Here is a 16,816-nt window from a genome sequence, read left to right on the forward strand (position 1 = left end):
CGACCCGCATTCTGCGGTTTAGGTGTGTCAGAATGAGCGACCCCCTTGATATTGTCTTTGCCGCGCTTGCGGATCCAACACGACGCAGCATTCTGACCATGCTGCTGGAGGATGATATGGCTGTTACAGACGTTGCGGATCCCTTTGACATGTCGCTGGCGGCAATTTCCAAACACCTGACGATCCTGAGCCGCGCCGGTTTGATCGCGCAGGAAAAACGGGGCCGGGTCAAATGGTGCAAGCTACAACCGGATGCCATGCGGTCCGCCAGTGTCTGGATGCAGGGGTTTGGTCAGTACGAGCCCGTCAATCTGGATGCGTTCGAGCGGTTCCTGGAAACCGAACTCGGAACCCCGGCGAACGATCTGTCATCGGATTGACGCCGATCCGCCAGCCTCTGCCGCTGCCATCGGTGGGCGACCTTCCCGCAGCAGAAGCCAAAGCGCCCAGATCGTGCAGAGCACGCCCAGCGTCACGATACCGCCCGGAGCCGGTCGACCCAATGCGATTTCCCACAGGATGACCCAGCTCGGCGTCAGATAGGTATAGGCCATCACCTTGGCGGACGGCAGATGAAGCGTCGCGTATTGCAGCAAGACAAAGGTCGCGGCACTGGCAATCAGCGCCACATAAAGCAGAACCAGCCAGACAAGCGGTGACAGCCCGACCCAATCCGTCGCGCGGATATCAGCCCAACCCACCACCACCAGGATGATGGCCCCGGCAACCAGCATACCAAAGGTAAACACCACCGCAGGTTCCCCGCGATTCAGCAGCCGCACCATCGGCGTATAGACGGCATGAGCCACGCAGCCCCAGAAATAGATCACCTCTCCGCGACCGACCTCAAACGCCCAGATCGCCGCCAGATCACCACGAAATATGACCCAGATCGCGCCCGCCGCGCCGATCGCCAAAGCCAACGCCATCCGCCAGCTCGTAACCTGGCGCAACAGCAGCCAGCCGAAAATGCCGCTCAGAACCGGTGTCAGCGTAAAGACGGCGGCCGCACTGACCGGCGCTGCCGTTTGCAGGCCATAGAACATCAGAACAAAATAGACCGCAAAGAAGCCGCCCAGAAGGATGAAGCGCCAGGGCGCCTGAAAATTCCGTCGCCGCAAGCCATGAGTCACCTGGGCGGCAATGCCAATCACAACCGCAGCAATTATGAACCTCGCCGCGTTCAGGGCCATCGGAGCGATGTCGTTGGCGACCATGGAGCCAAGCGAAAACGATCCGGCCACCAACGCCGAGAAGAGCAGCATAGCCAGATGGCCACGATGAGCCGGTGTCATTCAGCCCATGCCTTGGCTTCTGCTTTCAGAAAGCTGAGGAAGCTCTGAACCTTGGTGGTGCGGTGCAGATCCACATGGGTGACCAGCCACAAATCGCCACTCCACTCGGGCAGCGGCTCCATGATCTGTGTCAGCTCGGGATGCCGCGCAGCTTCCCATTTGGTCAGAAAACCGATCCCCGCCCCGGCCAAGAGCGCGTCCTGTATCGACGCCCCATTGACGCAGCGGAACGACAGCGCGCTCTCGGGGGCATGCGCTCGCAGCCAGCGGGAGTAAGGCGCGCGGCTGTCGATATCATCGTTACAAATGAAGCGATGATTGGGCATATCCTCAAGCCCGTTCAAGGGGCCGAACCGCTCCAGATAGGACCTGCTGGCGTAAAGCCCATGTTGCTGACGCATAAACGGCTGAACCACGTTGTCAGGCTGCTCAGGCGGAGATCCGGCACGAATCGCCACATGCGCCTCACCGTATTCCAGGCGAAACAGGCGGCTGCCGGTCAGGAACCGGATCACCAGCTCCGGATGCTGACGCTGAAACTCGGTCAGTGCAGGAACCAGAAGCGCGGACATCGACAACAGCGATGTCACGACCAGTTCGCCCGAGACAGCATCGCCGTGCCCCTTGAGCCGACCGACAAGCTGGCCAAACTGATCATCTGTGGCCTGTGCCACGCGCAGCAGATCCTGCCCGGCCTCTGTCGGTGTGTAGCCACGGGCATGGCGTTGGAACAGCTTCACGCCCAACCGCGCCTCAATAGCATCGACGTGGCGGATGACCGTGGCATGGTGAACCCCCAATACTTCGGCGGCGCCGCTGACCGTCCCCATGCGCGCGACCTGATAGGCAGTGCGTACCTCGTCCCAGTTCTCCATGGCTATCTCTCAACTTGCGCCCCACTTACTGCAAACATGCACATTCCACCAAGGACGGCCAGAGAAAGGTTCGCAGTTGCGCAAAGGTCAGCCAGAGTTTGAGCAGTTCAGACCCAGGTGATCGCCACACCCAAACGCTGCATCACATCGAGAAAGGCCGGACGGCTCAGCGCGACCGTCCGATCATTAACCAGCGGGTGCATGTAGATCAGGTCGACCTGCTGGGCAGCCTTGTCCATGTAGAAATGCACATCTCTTTCGACACCATTGATCATCGCAAGCGGCGTCACCGCTCCTGGGCGCACACCGAGGGTCTGAAACAGCCGCTCTGCCGAGCCGAATGACAGCGTCCCCAGCCCCAGCTCAGCGGCGAGACGCTTCAGATCGACGTCGCGGTCCTGTTCCAAGCTGATCAGGTGGTTGCGTTTCTTCTTGTCCCGCAAATAAAGGTTCTTCAACCGCAATGCGGTCTTCCCCGGCTCTACGAACTCCGCTTCGACCGCTTTTGCCTCCTCAACCGTGCGCAGCGGTGGATGGCGGTGCAACCGGTAGCCGATGCCCCAGACATCCAGCTGCGCCAGCAGTTTATCGCAGGAAACCGGTAGGCTGTCCTGTAGCTCGGTTGATGCATCCATTGCGGCCTCATGCTGTTATCGTTCTGCAAATCACGTGATGTCAGCAGATCAATAAGAAACCCACAAGGACGCAAGGGGTAACATCATAGTTTCGCCGGCGTTTCAATGTTGGTTGGTCAGTCTGCCATAGACCGGCTACACCCGCCGTGCCTCCTCATAATGATCGAAACCGCTTGAGAACCACGCCGTACCGCGGGTCGCACTGGCCAGGCTGTTGCACAGCTGCTCCTGCGCGGCGACAGGCAGTAGGGTTTCAAACACATCCCACCCGGCGGCATCTGGATGGGCGGCAAAGCCCAGGATCTGCCCCTGCATTCCGCTCACCACGGGGACCAGCCCGCCGGTAAAGACGGAGGGTACGTGAATTTCCACGCGCATAATCGGTTGCAGCACCACAGACCCGGCCTGCGCCAATGCCTCACGCACCGCAGATTTGCCAGCGGTGCGGAAAGCAAAATCGGAACTGTCGACGGAGTGGTGTTTGCCATCCAGCAGGGTTACCTTCACGTCGACCACAGGGTGACCGTTGACACCCGCTTGCAGAGCCTCTCGCGCGCCGGCTTCGACTGAAGGAATATACCCTTTGGGTACGGCACCACCCTTGACCTCATCTGTAAACTGAAACCCTGATCCGCGCGCTGCGGGGGCGATGCTCAGCACGACATCCGCAAACTGGCCCGCCCCCCCCGGACTGCTTGCGGTGGCGATGATGGATTGTGGCAGGACGGGTGATCGTCTCCCGAAGGGCGGGTGGCACCGGTTCGTCACTGACCTCAATGCCAAACGACCCTTTTAGCAGCGACAGAATCCGGCGCAGGTGCAACGGCCCCTGGAGGTGGAGCAGCGCATGACCGCTCATTTCATCCTGATCAACTCGCAGCCCCGGATCTACCTCAGCAATTCTTTCCAGAGCAGAGGTAAGGCGGACATCATCGCGATCATGTAAAGGGGTGAGGATCCGTTGATAACTTGCCGGGCGTGGCTGCGCCCAGTCCGGCAATTCCGCAGCGTGGTCTTTAAGATAGGTATATCCAAGACTGAGATGATCAGACTTGACCACCTGCGCGATATCGCCTGGCGCCAACTCACCGGCATCAGATGAGGCACCATTGCTGCCATTCCCCGCAGATCGTGAAGGCGTCTGGACGCCTGCCCCGTTCTTTGCAAGCCCGCCATCACCGTTCAGTTGGGTCATCGCCCCCAGGTTGCCGCCACCGACCTGTGCGCCGATCCCGACAGGTTCGCTGAGCGCGCGAACTACAACTGTCTTGCCAAGATGTTTGACGAGGTCACCGATGCAGCCCACTGCAAGGGGCGTTCCGTCCCCCGCCAACCGCTGCGCAGCAACATCAACTGCTGGGGCCTCATGCCGAAGGGACTTCATAAGCCTGACAATCCCGTTGCGATGCAGCGCCGACCCCAGCAACGCAGGGATCAGGTCATTGTGCTGCAATACCCGCGTGGCGACATCATAGACCGCTTCGGTCAGCGGCTTGCGATCCTCGATCAATTGCTCCAGCAGATCGTCGTCATAGTCCGCCAGCGCCTCCAGCATCTCTCCGCGCGCCTGACGCTCGCGTGCATGGATACTGTCAGGGAAGGCCACAAGGGCCGAGGGCTGCCCCTCCTGATACTTCCACGCCCGCTCGGAGATCAGGTCTACTGCCCCGATCACCTCACCACCCGCCCGCATAGGGATCTGACGCAGTACGATATTGTGCCGACAATAGGTTTGTAGCGCAGCAACAATATCCGCCACCCGCCCTGCAGCCAGATCCATACGGTTGATAAAAAGAAAGGCGGGAACACCCGCCTCTTCGACCATACGCAGATAGGGCGCGGCCAAGACCCCGGCGGCGGGATCAGCAGGCACGCAGACCACCGTTGCATCACTGGCGGCCAAAGCGGGCCCGGCGATGGCCAGGTTTTCAACCCCGCCGGCGATATCAATCACCCCCCAGTTTTCCTCCATGAACTGGAAGGCTCGCAGATCTGCAACGCCCGTGGCGTGCTGTGGTTTTTGCCCAGGCTCCTGAAGTGTCGCCAGTGCCGTTGCCAACTCCGTTTTACCGGATTGGGAGGGGCCGATGATCGAAAATACACGCATCTGTCATGATCCTTCTGATGGCTGCAAAGCCGCCCGATGAAGGAATGCGGCATTAGATTGCCGCAACAGATGCCTTGAGAATAACTGCCTCTCGCGTGGTGCCGCTTATTCGACACCGTAGTTTCGTCATATGGGGGAACACCCGAATAAGCGCCCGTGAAGGTGGTCGCCGAGGTGCCGTCTCCCTGCGATATTCCCTCAGGGAGGTGGCTCACGTCAACCGTTGCACCCAGCGCATGGCAGCCTCCCCCTCGCTCTGTCTGGGCGCGCCGGGTTGACTCACTCGGGACAAAGGCGTAACGCATGCTGCAAATCCGGGAGCCATGATGAGTCTTCCGGTCCCTGCCCGTGTCAGGGATCGCCCCCCACCAGCGTGTTACGCCCGTGGGGGCGATTGTGCATGGATCATTTGCTCCCTACATGTGGGGCGTCCACTTCGAAACCGGCATAGGAGGCCGCAGGCATGTTTGAAAATCTATCCGAACGCCTATCCGGTGTCTTCGACCGGTTGACCAAACAGGGCGCGCTCTCTGAAGAAGATGTAAAGACCGCCCTGCGCGAAGTCCGTGTCGCGCTGCTCGAGGCAGATGTCTCCCTGCCGGTCGCCCGCGATTTTGTGAAGCGCGTACAGGAGCAGGCAACGGGCCAAGCCGTGACCAAATCGGTCACCCCGGGCCAGCAGGTTGTAAAGATCGTCCATGACGCACTGGTTGACGTGCTGCGCGGCGACGAAGATCCCGGACAGCTGAAGGTCGACAATCCTCCCGCGCCGATCCTGATGGTCGGTTTGCAGGGGTCAGGTAAGACCACGACCACCGGCAAGCTTGCCAAGCGTCTAAAAGATAAAGAAGGCAAGCGCGTCCTGATGGCGTCGCTTGACGTCTATCGCCCTGCCGCGATGGACCAGCTGGCTGTGCTGGGCACACAGATCGGTGTCGACACACTGCCCATCGTTCCGGGCCAGAAACCCGTCGATATCGCCAAACGCGCCAAACAACAGGCGGCGCTTGGTGGTTACGACGTCTATATGCTCGACACGGCGGGCCGGTTGCAGATCGACGAAGTGTTGATGCGGGAGGTCGAAGACGTCCGTGATGTCGTCTCCCCCCGCGAAACCCTGCTTGTTGTTGACGGGTTGACAGGTCAGGTCGCCGTTGAGGTGGCCGAAGAATTCGATGCCAAAATTGGCATCTCCGGTGTGGTCCTGACCCGGATGGATGGCGACGGCCGTGGCGGTGCGGCGCTTTCGATGCGCGCTGTCACCGGCAAGCCGATCCGCTTTGTTGGTCTCGGCGAGAAAATGGACGCCATCGAAACCTTCGAGCCGGATCGAATCGCGGGCCGGATCCTCGGCATGGGCGACATCGTTGCACTGGTCGAAAAGGCCCAAGAAACCATCGAGGCCGAACAGGCTGAGCGCATGATGAAGCGCATGATGAAGGGTCAATTCAATATGAATGACCTGAAGATGCAGCTTGAGCAGATGATCCAGATGGGCGGCATGCAGGGCATGATGCAGATGATGCCTGGCATGGCGAAGATGGCCAAGCAGGTTGAGGATTCGGGGTTCGACGACAAGGTTCTGCGTCAGCAGATCGCCATGATCCAGTCGATGACCAAGAAAGAACGCGCCAATCCTGCCCTGCTCCAGGCGTCTCGCAAGAAACGGATTGCAGCAGGATCCGGCATGCAGGTCTCTGACCTCAACAAGCTCATGAAAATGCATCGCCAGATGGCCGACGTCATGAAGAAAATGGGTAAGATGGGCAAAGGCAAGATGCTGAAGCAGGCTATGAAAGGCATGTTCGGCAAAGGTGGCATGCCCGAAATGGCCGGCATGGATCCGAGCCAGATGGACCCAAAAGCGCTAGAAGCGGCGGCCAAGGCGATGGGCGGCAAGGGCGGGTTGCCCGGCGGTCCCGGCGGGCTTGGTGGTCTCGGGGGTGGCATGGGGCTGCCCGGCGGCCTCTCCGGTTTCGGCAAGAAGAAATAAGCCGCATGATCGCCTCCATCCCTACCCTTCAGACCGAGCGCCTGACGCTGCGCGCCCCCAAGCTTGAGGATTTTGAGCATTGGGCCGCGTTCTTTGCGTCCGAACGCGCCCGCTACGAGCGTGGCATCCTGCCGCGCGGCGAAGCGTGGAGAGTCTGGGCCGGGGATGTGGCACTTTGGACACTTCGTGGGTACGGCCCCTTCGGTGTCGAAATCCGAGAAACCGGCGCCTATGCGGGCGAGGTCGGGATTTACCAACCGGACGGCTATCCCGGCCCGGAACTGGGCTGGTTCGTCGTCCCCGAAGCTGAAGGAAAGGGAATCGCTGCCGAGGCCGCGCAAGCTGTCATGACCTGGGCGCGACAGAATTTCGGCTGGGACAGTCTGATCAATATTATCGACCCGAACAACCACCGATCAATCGCCCTGGGCCAGCGTCTCGGCGGTGTTATCGACCCCGACGCAGAGGGCGAATGCGTCGGCGACGTGGTGATCGTGCATGATCTGCGGGGACTGGCATGATGCAGATCCCGGCTATCCTTCAGCTTGAAACCGAACACTTGGTCCTGCGCGGACCGGAGGCCTACGCATGATGGCCACCCACCTTCCCACACGCGTCTTTACCCACATCCGCTCCGCTGTGGCCGCCTTGCCACAGCGCAACAGCGCCTTAACCCCTTGTTTCCCGGCATCTGGCATGATCGAGCCGTCATTGATGCCGAAACAGGTCACTGGTGCGCGCGCGGCAGGGGCCGAAACGAGTGTGGGTATGCCAGACACAGACAATCGTTTCCCTAGCCTCATGACGAAGAGGCTATTGTTGGTCTCCCCTGCGGAGGCCGGTTTTGACGCGCATGATGCCTTCCTGCGCATTGGTGCGCCGCGCTTCATCGACGCGGTCGACGATCCTGATGCGCTGTGGTGGTCGATAGCGACGATCATCGGCCACTGGCACCTGCGTGGTTACGGATTGTTCGCCCTCATCGAGCGCAATACCGGGCGCCCGGTCGGCATGATTGGCCCCTGGTTCCCGAAGGGCTGGCCAGAGCCGGAGCTTTCGTGGCACCTGACCGAGGATGCCCGTGGTAAAGGCTACGCAAGCGAGGCCGCAGAGGTCGTTCTCGACTGGCTGTTCCGCGAGAAAAACTGGAGCAGTATCGCCTCCTTCATTCCCGAGGACAACGCAGCCTCCATTGCCCTGGCGCAGCGAATCGGCGCCCGCCCAGAAAAATTAGTATCGTTCCGCCTCGCACCTGCACACAATATGCGCACCTGGCGCCATCAGCCCCGCAAACACCTGCTGGACCGGCCTGCAATCACAGGGCGCCTTCAATGATCTATTGCCACTGCGACTTCAGCGCGGGGGGCATCTGATGCCATCGTCCATCCCCGTAATCGAAACCAAGCGCCTGATTCTGCGTGGCCCGGAAGCCGTGGATTATCCCGACTTCAAAGCCACGTTCAGTTCCTATCGTGCGCGTTTCATGGGCGGTCCACTGAACCCCTATGAGGCCTGGATGCTCTATGCCGCCGAAATCGGCCACTGGCAGGTGCGTGGCTTTGGCATGTGGATGATCCACGATAAGACCACCGAGGAAACTTACGGCATGGCGGGTGGCTGGATGCCTGCTGGCTGGCCCGAGCGTGAGATCGCCTGGATCATCTGGCCCGATGCCGCAGGTAAAGGCTATGCGCTGGAAGCAACCCACGCGGCACGGAACTACTATTACAATACGCTCGGCTGGGATGGGGCGGTCAGCTATATTGACCCCAAGAACCTGGATTCGATCCGTCTTGCCGAACGGCTGGGTGCCAAGAAGGACCAGGACGCCGCAACCATTGATGGCAACGACGCCGTCTACAGGCATCCCGCACCAGAAGCACTCAAGAACAGCCAGTTGTCCCATGGGATCGAGATGGAGATAAGCCACTACGCAGATCCCATGTTCAAACCGGAGGGTTGGGCGCTTGACTGATCTATTCACCCAACGCTGCCTGATGCGATATGCCTTCATTGCCTTGTGGAGCCAGAAATGACGACAGAGCCTCAAGATCCCGTCGCCCGCGCAGCGGCGTTGCTGAAAGGCCACCGCGAGAGTATTGATCGCCTCGATGCGATCCTCGTCTACACGTTGGGCGAGCGGTTCAAGCACACCCAGGCGGTGGGCCGGCTCAAGGCAGAACACGACCTTCCCCCGTCCGATCCGACGCGTGAGACAGCGCAGATCGCACGGCTCGAAGACCTGGCGAAACAGGCCGACCTGGACCCCGATTTCGCCAAGGCTTTCCTGAACTTCATTATTCAGGAAGTCATCCGACACCACAAGAAACACCAGGAATAACAGGGGCTTCCCTGCAAACGCCATTAAAGGAGACTGAACCCATGGCAATGAAAATTCGTCTGGCCCGCGGCGGCTCGAAAAAGCGTCCCTTCTACCGCATCGTGGCTGCCGACAGCCGCATGCCGCGCGATGGTCGCTTCATCGAAAAGCTGGGCACCTACAACCCGCTGCTGCCGAAAGACAGCGAAGAGCGCGTGAAAATGGACATGGAGCGTGTGCAGCACTGGCTGGACCAGGGCGCCCAGCCCACAGATCGTATCGCTCGCATGTTGGAATCCGCTGGCGTACGCGCTAAGGTTGAACGTAACAACCCTAAGAAAGGCACCCCGGGCAAGAAAGCCCAGGAACGTGCTGAAGAGAAAGCAGCCAAAGCTGCCGAAGCGACTGCAGAAGCGGAGTAAGTTGATGAACATGCGGGACAATTCATTCTCTGAAGACTTCCGCATGCAACTTGATCTGTTGATGCGTGTCCGGCGCGATGTGCGCCGGTTCCGCTCTGATCCGGTGGACGAGACAGTGCTCACGCGCTGTCTCGACACCATTCAGCTGGCTCCCTCCGTGGGTCTCAGCGAACCATGGCGGGTCATTCGCGTCGAAAGTGACGCAGCCCGGGCCGCCGCACTTGCCAATTTTGAAAGCGCAAACGCCGAAGCGCTAGCGGGTTTCTCCGAAGCCAGGGCCGAACGCTACGCCAAACTGAAGCTTTCCGGCATGCGCGAAGCACCGGTTCAGTTGGCGATCTACTGCGACGATTCCACCACAAAAGGTCACAAGCTGGGCGCCGGCACCATGCCGGAGATGCGTCGCTATTCGGTGGTCACCGCCGTGACTCTGTTCTGGCTGGCCTTGCGCGCCGAAGGGCTGGGGCTGGGCTGGGTATCCATCCTTGACCCACAACGGTTGAACAGGGATCTGGATGTGCCAGCGGACTGGCAGCTGATCGGCTATTTCTGTGTTGGTCACCCGGAGCGGATGTCCAAGACGCCCGAACTGGAACAACTGGGTTGGGAAACCCGGCGCAACGCATTGCCGATCGAAACTCGGTAATCCGCCCATGTGGCGATTGATACGGCTTGCGGTTTTTGTTCTGATCGCCTTTACCGCAGGCGTTCTATATGAACGCAATTACCAAACAGAACGCTGCGGACTCGCGGGCGGCACTTGGACTGCTGCGCGGTTCTGCAAAGGATGGACTGAATGACTGAGCAGATTTGCGTTGGTGCCATTTCCGGCTCGTACGGAGTGCGGGGCGAAGTGCGGCTGAAGAGCTTTTGTGCGATGCCCGAGGATATCGAAGACTATTCCCCGCTCAGCACCGAAGACGGCAGCCAGACCTATACGATCACCTTGGTCCGCGCCATCAAGAACGGGTTTACCGCCCGTATCGGCGGAATCGAGACCAAGGAGCAGGCCGATGCTCTAAAGGGGGTCCGCCTGTTTGCGCCGCGTAACCGTCTGCCGAGCCTGCCGGATGATGAATACTACCACACCGATCTGATGGGGCTGGAGGTGTACGACACCGGCGGGACCCTGCTGGGGACCGTGAAATCGGTGCAGAACCACGGCGCCAGTGATCTGCTGGAAATCGCCATCCCGGCAGACAGCAAGACAGTATTGCTGCCCTTTACACTGGCTGCGGTGCCGACGGTCGATCTTGCCAGCCGACGCATCATCGCAGACCCGCCGGACGGCGTGTTCTGAGCCCGTCAGCCTTCAGCTGCCAACAGCTGCTCCAGCACATGTTCAACAGCGACCCCGAGATCCTTTGTTCTCTGTCGCGGCTCCGATAGTTTGTCGCCCAGCGCTGACCACAGCTTGAACAGGCGCCAAGTAAAGAAGAACCTAAAGATCGGATCCGTCGTCAGTTCTGCACCATAGCCGTCCTCAAATGCTGCCCAATCGGCTTTGGCAACACCTCCGAAACCAGGCGCGCGCCCTTCTGCAGCCAGGTGGTCGGGGCAGTTGGACAACCAGATATCGGCAATATCGCGCTGCGGGAATGTTCCGTCGTGGTTTGAATAGTCAATGAATGACACCTCACCATCGCACATCAAGATATTGCGTAGATGAAGATCTCCATGCTCCAATGCACCACGAAATGTCTGTGCACGGGCGCGCCGTGCCTCCCGGTGAAGCAGCGCGCAGAGACCCAGATACCTCTTGGGCTTCAAGACCTGGAACTCCCCGGCACGTACCGCCTCCGCCCGCGCTGAGACCTGTTTCAGAAACGGTTTTGGCCAGAATTGCATATCTCCGGCATCCGAAACCCTGTGCAATTCAGCGACCGCATGTCCAATCCGTCGAAGAACCTCTGCCCGGTCACCGAACCCGTATTCGGTCATAGCCAGCTCGCGGTAGGCGGTATCCCCTTGGACAAAGTCCATCAAAACTACAGCACTATCTTGATCTCGCCACAGCACGTCAGGCGATGACACACCGCAGACCGATTGCAGGCCAAGCGCCGCTTGCTGATGCCGGTCAAGAAACCTGATCTGCCGCGCGGCGCTGGCTTCGTCAAAAACCGCCCTCAAGACATAGCTTTGCCCACTGGCCGTTTTGACCTCGAGCACACTACGACAGTGTTGGCGCCGACTATGCACCTGTAGTCTGCGAAAACTGACCCCATCGGGCGGCAGACCTAGATCCGACGCAATACGTGGCCAGAACGCTTTTGCGCGCGCCTGCACATCGTCGATTGCGGCCTGATACTCACGGTCGGTAACAATAAGGGCCATTTCCGAATTCATCCAAACACCAAAGCTTTTTATTGCGTGTCGTTCTAACTGGATTAAACAGCACCACATGAGTGCACAAAACAAATCTCATGGCCGCAAAGCCATTCGCCCCTCATTTAAACCGCGCGAGCTGATGACGCCGACGCCGGATCTGGTCGGCGTCTGGAAGGCCAAGATCATGACGCTGTTCCCGAATGCCTTCCCCGGCATACTTGGCGAAAGCCTGACCGGAAAGGCGTTGCAGGAAGGGTTATGGCAGCTGGAAACCATTGACCTGCGCCAATTCGGCATCGGTAAGCATCGCAATGTCGATGACACTCCGGCAGGCGGCGGCGCCGGCATGGTCCTGCGGGCCGACGTTCTTGGCAACGCTATTGAACATACAATGGCAGGCACCTCCGGTAACTGGCCCCTGATCTATCTGTCTCCGCGCGGTCGCCGGATGGATCAGGCGTTGATGCAGAACCTCGCACGCTGCGACGGGGTTACCTTGCTCTGCGGGAGATTCGAGGGTGTCGACGAGCGCGTATTGCAGCACTATGGCATTCAGGAAGTCTCCCTGGGAGATTTTGTGATGACCGGCGGCGAGATTGCCGCCCAAGCCATGATTGATGCCACCGTTCGGCTGATCCCAGGCGTCTTGGGCAACCAAGCCTCAGCCGAGGAAGAGAGCTTCTCCTCAGGCTTGCTCGAGCACCCGCAATACACCCGTCCGGCAGACTGGAAGGGTCACCCCATACCTGATGTTCTGATGTCCGGCCATCACGGCAAGATCGCTGAATGGCGCCAGAAAATGAGCGAAGAGATCACGCAGGCGCGGCGCCCTGACCTTTGGCAGGCCTTTCTGGACCGCAAGAAGGCCGAGTGAGCGCCCGCAAGTGGACAGGCCGGTCCCAGACTGAACCTGGGCTCTTGATCCGCCAGCAAAACAGGCATAGAAGGCCCCTGTCTGGATTCGCTTCTGCGTCTATGGACCGGTGTGCTGTTGCATCATGAAACCCCCGACCCGCCTTCTTCGGCAATCCGGGGGGATGTCAGCTCGCTCTCAGGAAAGAACGGAACGATCTCTGGCGGGCTGCAAATGGCGGGACCCGATGAAGACCAAGAGCTCTCGCAACCGCGCAAAACTTCGTGGACATAACCACGAGCAACCATAGGAGACCTGCGATGGATCTGATCGCACAGTTGGAGGCGGAACAAGTTGCCGCCCTGGGGAAAGAGATCCCCGATTTCAAAGCCGGTGACACCATCCGCGTCGGCTACAAAGTGACCGAAGGCAGCCGCTCGCGCGTGCAGAACTACGAAGGTGTCTGCATCAGCCGCAAGAATGGCTCCGGCATCGCCGGTTCGTTCACCGTTCGCAAGATTTCGTTTGGCGAAGGTGTGGAGCGTGTTTTCCCGCTGCACTCGACCAACATCGACAGCATCACTGTTGTGCGCCGCGGCCGTGTTCGCCGTGCGAAACTGTACTATCTGCGCGCCCGTCGCGGTAAATCCGCACGGATTGCAGAAGATACAAACTACAAAGCCAAAGCGTAAGGAGTGGTATCATGAAAGCCGACACCCATCCCGAATACCACTTCATCGACGTCAAAATGACCGATGGCACCATCCTCAAGATGCGCTCCACCTGGGGCAAAGAGGGTGACACTCTCTCGCTGGACATCGACCCCACCGTGCACCCCGCATGGACCGGTGGTTCGACCCGCCTGATGGACGCCGGTGGTCGCGTATCCAAGTTCAAGAAAAAATACGAAGGCCTGGGCTTCTAAGCCGATCCGGTCTTGTTCTTTCGGAAAACGCCGCTCGTTTTGGGCGGCGTTTTTTATTGGTGCCACGCCCGCCCGCGCAGCGCCCTCTCCCGTTAACGCGGGATGAACCTAGACCCTAAAACAGGGCCTAACGTGCGGATATCCCGCTTTCCATCGATTCGCGCGGGCAGTATACTCATCCCAAAATGCGCGGTATTTTGCGCAGTGATTGGGGGAAGCGAACGTGGCGCATATTATTGTCGTCGGCAACGAAAAAGGGGGCGCGGGCAAATCCACCGTTTCCATGCATGTGGCAACCACCCTGGCCCGATTGGGATACAAGATTGCCGCCCTGGACCTCGACTTGCGTCAACGTTCACTGGGGCGCTATCTGGAAAACCGCAAGGCGTTCATGGAAAAGGCCGCGCTGGACCTGCCGCTGGTGGAGCTGCATGAGCTGCCCGAAATCGATCCCGAAAGCCTGCAACCCGGCGAGAACATCTATGACCACCGGCTGTCTGCGGCGGTCTCCGAGCTGGAACCCAACAACGACTTTATCCTGATCGACTGCCCGGGTTCGCACACCCGGCTCAGTCAGGTCGCCCATTCCCTGGCCGACACGCTGATCACGCCACTGAACGACAGTTTTGTCGATTTCGACCTCCTGGCGCATACTGACCAAAAGGGTGAAAAGATCACCGGGCCGTCCGTTTATTCCGAAATGGTCTGGAACGCGCGACAGTTGCGCGCGCAGGCTGGCCTGAAACCAATTGACTGGATTGTGATCCGAAATCGAGTTGGCACTCAGCGCATGGTGAACAAGGAAAAGATGGAACGCGCGATTTCCATGCTGTCGAAACGGATCGGATTTCGCGTTGCCCCCGGATTTTCAGAACGGGTGGTGTTCCGGGAGTTGTTTCCGCGCGGGCTGACCCTGCTGGACCTCAAGGATATTGGCGTCAAACAGCTGAATATCTCCAACATCGCGGCACGGCAGGAACTGCGCGACATGATGAAATCGCTGAATCTGCCAGGCGTGGATGTCGATATCTGATCAGCCACAGTCGTCGCGCCCTATCGACCAGGTGTTGGGCAACGGCAGCCGACGGTTATTCCTGATCCTCGGGTTGGCGATTGCCGAGCTGTTGCTTGTCATGGTCGCCTACCAGCTGCTGGCCGATGTGCATTGCAAATTCACCGGCGCGGATCTGGCCTGTACCACCGTGCGATCACTCGCCGGGCGTTTGCTGGCGTTGTTGACCGTGCTCAGCCTTTATCTTGTGCTGGTGCGCAGCGCCTATACTGCGCTGGCCGCATTTGTCGGGAGCGCCTCGCAACGCCCATCGGCAGTTATCCTGAACCTCGTCGGTCTTCTGATCGCGCTGGTCCCGCTGGCCCTGTTTGGACCCAGCGGCATCAACGCATGGATTTCGCCGACACTTATTCTGGTCTGCCTAGGCGGCGGCATCGCCGGGCTAGGCGGTCTGCTGGCCCTGATGCCACTTCGAGATTGGGTTGTCTGGCTGCACGGCTGCGGCCTGCCTCTGATCCTGGCGCTCCTTGTGGCACTGGTCATGCCCGATATCACTCGCATGACGGAACCGATCTGGAACATAGAAGCGCTGACGTCGGTGACGTTCCTCCTCGTGACATGGGTTCTGGAAAGCTCAGGTGCCACAGTCTGGTCCGATCCGGCATTGCATCTGATCCGTGTCGACGGTTTTCTGGTGGAGATCGGCGAACCCTGCTCAGGCGTCGAAGGGTTTGCCCTCGTCACGACCTTTATGGGGCTTTATGCGCTGTTGATGGGCCGCGACCTCAGGCAGACACGATATTGGCTGTTCCTGTTTCCCGCCGCTCTGCTGCTCAGCTGGGGCTTCAATGTCGCGCGTATCGCTATACTGATCCTGATCGGCGCCTGGATTGCACCGGAGCATGCGGTCAACGGATTTCACAGCTATGCCGGCTGGCTGATGTTCACCTGTCTTGCGCTGCTGATCCTGGCGATTGCCCATCGCTCTCGCTGGTTGCAGAGCAACCCCGCTAGGGTGGCCGCCGCAACCGCCGACCTGCCACCGCTGCGCGCCGATATGCTGATCGCGAGCATAGTGCCTTTTGTCGTGATGATGCTGAGCGGCGTATTGGTTTCTGCAATCTGGGCAGAACCTGCAGACGGATATCCGCTGCGTACCGCAATGATGGCAGCCGCATTGCTGTTGTTCTGGCCTGCCCTTAGGGCGCTGGCCTACAGGCCACGCCCTATGGATATCACCGCCGGGGCCGCAATTGCAGCCGTCTGGATCGTGATGGCCACACCCGACATCAGCCGTGGCAACATTACAGAGCACCGGGATATCCTATGGATTGCGACACGCCTGCTCGGGACCATAATTCTGGTGCCCATCATCGAAGAGCTGTTCTTTCGCGGGTATCTGCTGCGCCGCATGGCCGGGCAGGGTCAGGTTCTACGGGCGGTTATCGCCTTGATTGTCAGCAGCATTCTGTTCGGTCTGATGCATGACCGCTTCGCGCTTGGTATGGCCGCTGGTGCAATCTTTGGCGCTCTATATCTGCGTGGGGGCGGGTTACCGGCCGCCATATTGGCCCATATGGTGGCAAATGCCCTGATCGCCTATGTTGCCTTTGCGACCGGGAACTGGACACTTATCTAGGTCCAGAATGGTTGGCTCAACCGACGCCCTGGCAGCCATTGGTTCTAGACAGACCGGCGCCGGCGCAACTCCCAGCTCAGAAGCAAAGCAGCGGCGACCGCAGCCACGGCGAGCATACCTGCGCTGACGTCGATCTCAGGCACGGTCTGGCCATTGCCGTTGCCGTTCCCATTGCCCCCGCCGTTGCCCCAACCATTGCCCCAACCATTGCCATTGCCGTTCCCATTGCCCGGTCCGCTCGCGTCAGGCCATTCACCAGCCGCAAATGCCATGGGGGCAGTTGCACACCAAACGGCCGCAACGGTTATCAGGTCATGTATGCGCACTGCCAGTTTCATCACACTTTCCTCGCTGCTCTCTCAATAAAGCCAGGCATGGCAGTTCAAGATTTCTTGCACGAATCTCGTTGGCC

Annotated in this window: 19 protein-coding genes and 1 pseudogene; 14 read left to right on the forward strand and 6 right to left on the reverse strand. The window is 59.6% G+C overall.

Going from position 1 to position 16,816, the window contains the following annotated elements; translation table 11 throughout:
- Positions 1 to 32 precede the first annotated feature (32 nt).
- Positions 33 to 380, forward strand: a complete 348-nt coding sequence (locus tag VWY34_RS04505) for an ArsR/SmtB family transcription factor (RefSeq protein WP_340546511.1) — start codon at positions 33 to 35, stop codon at positions 378 to 380.
- Here VWY34_RS04505 and VWY34_RS04510 read toward each other — a convergent pair.
- The 4 genes and pseudogenes from VWY34_RS04510 to VWY34_RS04525 all read right to left on the reverse strand — a co-directional run bounded on the left by VWY34_RS04510 (position 369) and on the right by VWY34_RS04525 (position 4,912).
- Positions 369 to 1,295 carry a DMT family transporter gene (locus tag VWY34_RS04510; RefSeq protein WP_416544497.1) on the reverse strand — a complete coding sequence of 309 codons (927 nt, stop codon included), beginning with the start codon at positions 1,293 to 1,295 and terminating at the stop codon, positions 369 to 371. The genes VWY34_RS04505 and VWY34_RS04510 overlap by 12 nt on opposite strands.
- Positions 1,292 to 2,170 (reverse strand): LysR family transcriptional regulator, encoded by an 879-nt coding sequence (locus tag VWY34_RS04515; protein ID WP_416544498.1) that lies wholly within the window; start codon positions 2,168 to 2,170, stop codon positions 1,292 to 1,294. Before VWY34_RS04515 ends, VWY34_RS04510 begins: the two co-directional genes overlap by 4 nt.
- A gap of 107 nt (positions 2,171 to 2,277) precedes the next feature.
- On the reverse strand, positions 2,278 to 2,805 hold the full coding sequence (locus VWY34_RS04520) for a prolyl-tRNA synthetase associated domain-containing protein (RefSeq protein WP_340546508.1): 528 nt from the start codon (positions 2,803 to 2,805) through the stop codon (positions 2,278 to 2,280).
- Between the two features lie 135 nt (positions 2,806 to 2,940).
- Positions 2,941 to 4,912, reverse strand: a pseudogene (locus VWY34_RS04525) (elongation factor G).
- Between the two features lie 463 nt (positions 4,913 to 5,375).
- Here VWY34_RS04525 and ffh point away from each other — a divergent pair.
- The 8 genes from ffh to rimM all read left to right on the forward strand — a co-directional run bounded on the left by ffh (position 5,376) and on the right by rimM (position 10,947).
- Positions 5,376 to 6,905 (forward strand): signal recognition particle protein, encoded by a 1,530-nt coding sequence (gene ffh, locus VWY34_RS04530; protein ID WP_416544500.1) that lies wholly within the window; start codon positions 5,376 to 5,378, stop codon positions 6,903 to 6,905.
- Positions 6,906 to 6,910: 5 nt separating this feature from the next.
- On the forward strand, positions 6,911 to 7,426 hold the full coding sequence (locus tag VWY34_RS04535; RefSeq protein WP_416538322.1) for a GNAT family N-acetyltransferase: 516 nt from the start codon (positions 6,911 to 6,913) through the stop codon (positions 7,424 to 7,426).
- Between the two features lie 67 nt (positions 7,427 to 7,493).
- On the forward strand, positions 7,494 to 8,240 hold the full coding sequence (locus VWY34_RS04540) for a GNAT family N-acetyltransferase (RefSeq protein WP_340546504.1): 747 nt from the start codon (positions 7,494 to 7,496) through the stop codon (positions 8,238 to 8,240).
- A gap of 37 nt (positions 8,241 to 8,277) precedes the next feature.
- Positions 8,278 to 8,880, forward strand: a complete 603-nt coding sequence (locus VWY34_RS04545) for a GNAT family N-acetyltransferase (protein WP_340546503.1) — start codon at positions 8,278 to 8,280, stop codon at positions 8,878 to 8,880.
- 57 nt (positions 8,881 to 8,937) lie between these two features.
- A complete protein-coding gene (locus VWY34_RS04550) occupies positions 8,938 to 9,246 on the forward strand; it encodes a chorismate mutase (RefSeq protein ID WP_416534663.1) in 309 nt (102 codons plus the stop codon).
- A gap of 41 nt (positions 9,247 to 9,287) precedes the next feature.
- Positions 9,288 to 9,647 carry a 30S ribosomal protein S16 gene (rpsP, locus tag VWY34_RS04555; RefSeq protein WP_340546501.1) on the forward strand — a complete coding sequence of 120 codons (360 nt, stop codon included), beginning with the start codon at positions 9,288 to 9,290 and terminating at the stop codon, positions 9,645 to 9,647.
- Positions 9,648 to 9,651: 4 nt separating this feature from the next.
- Positions 9,652 to 10,293: a 5,6-dimethylbenzimidazole synthase gene (gene bluB, locus VWY34_RS04560; RefSeq protein ID WP_416544501.1), complete on the forward strand. Its 642-nt coding sequence runs from the start codon at positions 9,652 to 9,654 to the stop codon at positions 10,291 to 10,293.
- Positions 10,294 to 10,443: 150 nt separating this feature from the next.
- A complete protein-coding gene (gene rimM, locus VWY34_RS04565; RefSeq protein WP_416544502.1) occupies positions 10,444 to 10,947 on the forward strand; it encodes a ribosome maturation factor RimM in 504 nt (167 codons plus the stop codon).
- Positions 10,948 to 10,952: 5 nt separating this feature from the next.
- On the opposite strand, the gene VWY34_RS04570 is transcribed toward rimM, so the two are convergent.
- Positions 10,953 to 12,050, reverse strand: a complete 1,098-nt coding sequence (locus VWY34_RS04570) for a phosphotransferase (protein WP_416558533.1) — start codon at positions 12,048 to 12,050, stop codon at positions 10,953 to 10,955.
- Between VWY34_RS04570 and trmD the strand changes: the two genes are divergently transcribed.
- From trmD to xrtE, 5 genes are all read left to right on the forward strand, one after another.
- Positions 12,049 to 12,849 (forward strand): tRNA (guanosine(37)-N1)-methyltransferase TrmD, encoded by an 801-nt coding sequence (gene trmD / locus VWY34_RS04575; RefSeq protein ID WP_416544504.1) that lies wholly within the window; start codon positions 12,049 to 12,051, stop codon positions 12,847 to 12,849. The genes VWY34_RS04570 and trmD overlap by 2 nt on opposite strands.
- Positions 12,850 to 13,148: 299 nt before the next feature.
- Positions 13,149 to 13,520: a 50S ribosomal protein L19 gene (gene rplS, locus VWY34_RS04580; RefSeq protein WP_014876109.1), complete on the forward strand. Its 372-nt coding sequence runs from the start codon at positions 13,149 to 13,151 to the stop codon at positions 13,518 to 13,520.
- A gap of 11 nt (positions 13,521 to 13,531) precedes the next feature.
- Positions 13,532 to 13,753, forward strand: coding sequence for a 50S ribosomal protein L31 (gene rpmE / locus VWY34_RS04585; RefSeq protein WP_340546496.1), 222 nt, complete (start codon positions 13,532 to 13,534; stop codon positions 13,751 to 13,753).
- Positions 13,754 to 13,976: 223 nt separating this feature from the next.
- On the forward strand, positions 13,977 to 14,786 hold the full coding sequence (locus VWY34_RS04590; protein WP_340546495.1) for a division plane positioning ATPase MipZ: 810 nt from the start codon (positions 13,977 to 13,979) through the stop codon (positions 14,784 to 14,786).
- Complete coding sequence (xrtE, locus tag VWY34_RS04595) at positions 14,773 to 16,404, forward strand: exosortase E/protease, VPEID-CTERM system (protein ID WP_416544505.1); 1,632 nt, start codon at positions 14,773 to 14,775, stop codon at positions 16,402 to 16,404. The genes VWY34_RS04590 and xrtE overlap by 14 nt, the downstream gene beginning before the upstream one ends.
- 44 nt (positions 16,405 to 16,448) lie before the next feature.
- On the opposite strand, the gene VWY34_RS04600 is transcribed toward xrtE, so the two are convergent.
- On the reverse strand, positions 16,449 to 16,676 hold the full coding sequence (locus VWY34_RS04600) for a VPEID-CTERM sorting domain-containing protein (RefSeq protein WP_416544506.1): 228 nt from the start codon (positions 16,674 to 16,676) through the stop codon (positions 16,449 to 16,451).
- Between the last annotated feature and the right edge of the window lie 140 nt (positions 16,677 to 16,816).

The sequence above is a fragment of the Phaeobacter sp. JH20_02 genome (assembly GCF_048056915.1).
GTDB lineage: Bacteria > Pseudomonadota > Alphaproteobacteria > Rhodobacterales > Rhodobacteraceae > Phaeobacter > Phaeobacter bryozoorum.

What these genes read in the sequence shown, in the direction of transcription:
- trmD (WP_416544504.1), top strand. Translation starts at nt 12,049, where the DNA reads ATGAGTGCACAAAACAAATCTCATGGCCGCAAAGCCATTCGCCCCTCA.
- VWY34_RS04505 (WP_340546511.1), top strand. Translation starts at nt 33, where the DNA reads ATGAGCGACCCCCTTGATATTGTCTTTGCCGCGCTTGCGGATCCAACA.
- xrtE (WP_416544505.1), top strand. Translation starts at nt 14,773, where the DNA reads ATGTCGATATCTGATCAGCCACAGTCGTCGCGCCCTATCGACCAGGTG.
- VWY34_RS04570 (WP_416558533.1), bottom strand. Translation starts at nt 12,050, where the DNA reads ATGTGGTGCTGTTTAATCCAGTTAGAACGACACGCAATAAAAAGCTTT.
- rplS (WP_014876109.1), top strand. Translation starts at nt 13,149, where the DNA reads ATGGATCTGATCGCACAGTTGGAGGCGGAACAAGTTGCCGCCCTGGGG.
- VWY34_RS04535 (WP_416538322.1), top strand. Translation starts at nt 6,911, where the DNA reads ATGATCGCCTCCATCCCTACCCTTCAGACCGAGCGCCTGACGCTGCGC.
- VWY34_RS04510 (WP_416544497.1), bottom strand. Translation starts at nt 1,295, where the DNA reads ATGACACCGGCTCATCGTGGCCATCTGGCTATGCTGCTCTTCTCGGCG.
- VWY34_RS04550 (WP_416534663.1), top strand. Translation starts at nt 8,938, where the DNA reads ATGACGACAGAGCCTCAAGATCCCGTCGCCCGCGCAGCGGCGTTGCTG.
- ffh (WP_416544500.1), top strand. Translation starts at nt 5,376, where the DNA reads ATGTTTGAAAATCTATCCGAACGCCTATCCGGTGTCTTCGACCGGTTG.
- rpmE (WP_340546496.1), top strand. Translation starts at nt 13,532, where the DNA reads ATGAAAGCCGACACCCATCCCGAATACCACTTCATCGACGTCAAAATG.
- VWY34_RS04520 (WP_340546508.1), bottom strand. Translation starts at nt 2,805, where the DNA reads ATGGATGCATCAACCGAGCTACAGGACAGCCTACCGGTTTCCTGCGAT.
- VWY34_RS04515 (WP_416544498.1), bottom strand. Translation starts at nt 2,170, where the DNA reads ATGGAGAACTGGGACGAGGTACGCACTGCCTATCAGGTCGCGCGCATG.
- VWY34_RS04600 (WP_416544506.1), bottom strand. Translation starts at nt 16,676, where the DNA reads ATGGCATTTGCGGCTGGTGAATGGCCTGACGCGAGCGGACCGGGCAAT.
- VWY34_RS04540 (WP_340546504.1), top strand. Translation starts at nt 7,494, where the DNA reads ATGATGGCCACCCACCTTCCCACACGCGTCTTTACCCACATCCGCTCC.
- VWY34_RS04545 (WP_340546503.1), top strand. Translation starts at nt 8,278, where the DNA reads ATGCCATCGTCCATCCCCGTAATCGAAACCAAGCGCCTGATTCTGCGT.
- bluB (WP_416544501.1), top strand. Translation starts at nt 9,652, where the DNA reads ATGAACATGCGGGACAATTCATTCTCTGAAGACTTCCGCATGCAACTT.
- rpsP (WP_340546501.1), top strand. Translation starts at nt 9,288, where the DNA reads ATGGCAATGAAAATTCGTCTGGCCCGCGGCGGCTCGAAAAAGCGTCCC.
- rimM (WP_416544502.1), top strand. Translation starts at nt 10,444, where the DNA reads ATGACTGAGCAGATTTGCGTTGGTGCCATTTCCGGCTCGTACGGAGTG.